The sequence below is a fragment of the Caldimonas sp. genome, from assembly GCF_046289365.1.
Classification (GTDB): Bacteria; Pseudomonadota; Gammaproteobacteria; order Burkholderiales; family Burkholderiaceae_C; genus Caldimonas.
The window spans coordinates 1-3,936 of sequence record NZ_JBKBVU010000246.1; the positions used below are offsets into that span (position 1 = coordinate 1).

The following is a 3,936-nucleotide window of genomic DNA, read 5'->3' on the forward strand; positions in this document are numbered from 1 at the left end:
GCGAAACCGGGCAGGCCAGCACCTCCAGCCGCAGGCGCTGGCCGCTGCGCCACTCACCGGGCATGGGCTTGCTGGCCAGGCCTTCGGCCTCCAGGGCCGCCCAGGCGCCGGGGGAGGCGAATGCCTGGGCGCGTTCAAGCAGTTCGCTGGCGGGCCGCCGGGCATAGCCGAGTACTTCGCTCCGTCGCTCCAGATAGCGGAAGGGTTTGGGCGCCTCCTCCCCGAACAGGGCCGTAAACCAGGCGTGCAGGGTGTAGCCCAGGGTCTCGTCTTCCTGGGGGATGCCGTGATCAACAGCGAAGCGCAGCAGGCGCGGGGCATGGACGGGGATGCGCACGAGATGCAGGGGGCTCATGCCGTCACCTCCAGGAAGCCCACGGCATGGCGCTCGGTGCCGCGGTGGATGTTGTTGCGCCAGTCACGCGGGGCGTAGCGCTCTTCGACCTGGGCGCACTGTGCCTCATCCAGCGGCCAGAGGGCGGGGATGCAGCCGGGACGCCGGCGCGGGCCGATGTCGGCGAGCGGCTCGGCGGCGAGCGCGGCCCGCACCCCCTCCGCCTTGCGGCGCCCCAGCAGCAAGGGGCCCGCGGGCAGGCAGGGCTTGCGGCCGAGGAACAGCGGCCGGGCAGGGCATCGCAGTGCCTGCTCCAGGGCCGCAAGGCCGGGCTCGCCTTCTCCGTCCAGCGCCAGCGCGATGGTGGCCACACCGTTGGCCCAGTGGTCGCGGTAGCGGATATGGGTGCCGGTGGTCGCGGCCCCCTTGCCACGGTCTTCCCGGCGTCCGCGCGTGGTCCAGCCGGTGCCGATCATGAAATCCTGCCCCAGGTCCACGGTCTGGTAGTCGGTCAGCAACTCCGGTTCGGCATCCCAGCGGGCGGCGAAACGCAGCCGGTCTTGCAGGGACTGCAGCCGGTCGGTGTCGCGGTGGTCCCAGCCCAGGGCATTGCCCAAGAGGCCGGTGAGCATGGCCACGCCGGGGAAGCGCCAGACCGGATGGTTCTGGTCCACCACCACGGCGCCGAAGCTCATCAGAGGCGCATCGAGGCGCAGCAGCAGTACGTCCATGCCCATGGCCTCATGCCTTGGAGCCGAAGATCGCATCCAGTGCCGCTGCCACCGCCTGCGGCACCGGCTGCCTGGGCGGCAGATGCGCGGGCTGCTCCAGCGTGGTGGAGAGCTGGCGCGTCTCGCCATCGTTAGGGCCGCCGTACATCTCGTCGAGTTGCTTCACATAAGCCGCCAGGCGGCTGAGCGCCGCGTTGCGCAGGTCGCTCTTCCCTTCCGGGCGCAGGGCGTCGAGGAAGGCGTTCGACAGCGCCCGGGGCTGGCTGCGCCCCACCTCGAGGTAGAGCGCGTCGGCCCAGGCGTAGGGTGCGGTGCTGCCCTTCTTCGCGCCGGGGCTCTGGCGCAGGATGCTGTCGATCAGGGCTTCCAGCACGCGCCGGGCGGTGCTGCCGTCCTGGCCCTGCCAGTCCTTCGCCTCGCAGCCGGTGAGGTTGGAGACCAAGAGCGGCACATCCACGGCCACGTAGCCGTAGTACAGGCCGGCGCCGAGTTCGGTCTGGTTGGCGTGCGCCGCGCCGGTTTCGTCCTCGCGGTTGAGGTCGTCCACCACCGTGAAGTAGTCCATCTCGGTGCTGGCGGCGTGCACGCTGAAGGTGTGCGCCACATGCACCGGCGCATCCACGCGGGCCAGCAGGTCGGAGGTGACCATGCGGCCGAAGAGCGCGGCGGTGAGGCCGGCGGCCGATTTGCTCATCGCCTTGAGGTTGTCCTTCTCCTCCCGGGATTTCAGGCGTTCTTCCAGCGCCTTCTTCGGGTCGCCCGCCTGGCTGGCCTCGCGCAGCAGTTGCACGAAATAGTCGGCTTCACGCAGGCCAAAGAGCACGGGCTGGTTGAGATCACCTCCTTCCTTGACGCCGCCGTCGATCACGGCCTTTGCCAGCGGCTCGATCAGGCTCTCGGCAAGGGGCTGCGGCACGCCAGCCTCGACGGCTCGCGGCAGCACGGTCCGGGTGAAGAAGGAGCGGGTGCGTTGCCCGTCAGGCAGTTCGGGCAGCCGCAGGGCGAGGTCTTCGCGCCAGTGCCGCTTCAGGCACTGCGAGGACACACGCAGCCGCACGGCGTTGCCGAAGGGAATGCGCTTGGCCAGCCCCGCGTCATCGCGGTTCAGGAGGCTGGCAGGGTAGGCGGTGAGGGTGTGGATCTGGAGAAACATCGGTGGCCCCTTGGCTTTTGGATCAGTCGTTCTTCGGCAGATGGCGGTAGAAGGCCTGCGCGATGCGGCGATGCACGGCTTCGCGTTTGTCCGCATCCGAGGTGATGAGGAATCGGGCGGCCTCGGTGAGGTCGAAGCGCTCGCCCTTGGCGGCAAGGAAGCGCACGGCGGCCATGAACAGGTCCGGCCTCACGTCTTCGGGGGCAGAAAGCAGCCGTTCCAGCCGGCCTTCGGCAAAGCCGCTTTCGGCCAGCGCCTGGCCCCAGGGGCGTTTGGGGTCATGGGCCTCCGCGCCCAGCGTGGCTAGGCTCCAGGTCAGCAGCATCCAGGCTTGGGTCGCGGCCTCGGCCGGAAGATCCCCCTCCATCTGGCGCAGCCACAGGCGGTAGAAGGCCAGTGGCAGCGGTTGCCCGGGGGCCCAGCGCCGCAACGCGGCGCGGTCGCCATTGGGGTAGTGCTCGGCACCGATCGCGTGCGCCAGCCGGCCCACGGTGCTGGCGAGGGTCGATGTCTTGGGGGGCGTGGGGACGGGTTCGCTCATGCCGTTTGCTCCTCGGTTTCGGCGGGTTCGGTGGTGGCGCGGCCCGGCAGGGGCAGGCCGACCTTGTGCAACATGCCGCGCCAGGCGCTTTCGGCCTGCGTCAGGGCCCGCCAGCGCCGGTTGGTTGGCAGCGGCAGGCGGGTGGCGGCCTCGTCGAGCAGGGCCTGGCCGGCATCGACGAGGCGCTGCTGCCAGTCGCGGCGCACGGCCTCGTGGTCTTCGTCGGCGCCGCGCCAGAGCGTGGGGAAGTAGTGCTGTTCCCAGGTCCTGGTAAGGGCCGAGATCGTCTCTCGGCTAAATAGATCGATCCTTTCAAAAGCTTTCTTTTTCTCTTTCTTCCGACTGAGTTCCTGGATAGCGTTCAGTGCAGCAAAAGTCGTCGTATGCTGCTTTTTTCGGAGTTCATTTTCTGCTGCCTCGACTGCTAACACATAAAACGCGATTCGCAAGCATTCCTGCACGTCCTTGGCGTCATTCAGAAGGTGTTGCGCTAGATGCGCCAAGGTTTTCCGGGTTGTTTCTTGAGACAGCGAACGCTTGATCTTTGCGGGAACGGGGAGTTCGATGTGGTAGAACCCGTCTGTTTGACAATTTCCCCCAGTTAGAACGCTTGCTACCAGCCAGGAGTTTGAGTCCGATAGATGGCTTGTCATCAATAGCCCTTTGGATTCACTTATGCCATCTTTGAATATCAGTTTGCACAGGCGAGCTGGTGTGAATCCTGGGCTGGTGATGGTGAGCGCCGCTCCTTCCGTGGTTATAGGTATCCACGGGTCCCCAATATCACCTTTGTGAGGCTCTTTGGGGCCGATTTGTCTGGCTTTGGTTCCTGCTTGTAGTGCAAAAATCCCTTTTTGATACTCGTCGCGTTTTAGGCGGATGAGCCGGGCGGACTCGATAAACCAGGGCTCAAGTTGTCTAAGGAAAAATTGGTGCCCTTGACTGTTCCAGGGATGCGTCCACGTCAAGACAACAGCTCTGTCGCTGCTGTAGCCGTAAGGTGCATTAACAATGCTCCCTCGCAACCGACAAAGTGCATTGGTCTCATCCTGGAAACGTTTGGAGGTATGAAGATCCCGTACCCAGGCCACGAATGGTCGGCTGCCATATCCGCTGTTCATCCTTGCAACCCCATTCAGCGCGCCACCGCCCCCGCCGTAAGGGGAGATGGTTTGAC

The 3,936-nt window shown here is 66.0% G+C and carries 5 protein-coding genes; all 5 read right to left on the reverse strand.

Annotated features, from left to right (window positions below):
* Positions 1–355 (reverse strand): type I-E CRISPR-associated protein Cas6/Cse3/CasE (locus tag ACK42S_RS16295; RefSeq protein WP_409709953.1); only part of this gene is annotated, 355 nt, incomplete at its 3' end.
* Complete coding sequence (gene cas5e, locus ACK42S_RS16300) at positions 352–1,065, reverse strand: type I-E CRISPR-associated protein Cas5/CasD (protein ID WP_409709956.1); 714 nt, start codon at positions 1,063–1,065, stop codon at positions 352–354. The genes cas5e and ACK42S_RS16295, both read right to left, overlap by 4 nt.
* A 10-nt stretch (positions 1,066–1,075) precedes the next feature.
* Positions 1,076–2,218, reverse strand: a complete 1,143-nt coding sequence (gene cas7e / locus ACK42S_RS16305) for a type I-E CRISPR-associated protein Cas7/Cse4/CasC (protein ID WP_409709959.1) — start codon at positions 2,216–2,218, stop codon at positions 1,076–1,078.
* A 22-nt stretch (positions 2,219–2,240) separates the two neighbouring features.
* On the reverse strand, positions 2,241–2,759 hold the full coding sequence (gene casB / locus ACK42S_RS16310; protein ID WP_409709962.1) for a type I-E CRISPR-associated protein Cse2/CasB: 519 nt from the start codon (positions 2,757–2,759) through the stop codon (positions 2,241–2,243).
* Positions 2,756–3,936, reverse strand: a 1,181-nt coding sequence (locus tag ACK42S_RS16315; RefSeq protein WP_409709965.1) for a type I-E CRISPR-associated protein Cse1/CasA, incomplete at its 5' end; no start/stop codon positions are given. The genes ACK42S_RS16315 and casB, both read right to left, overlap by 4 nt.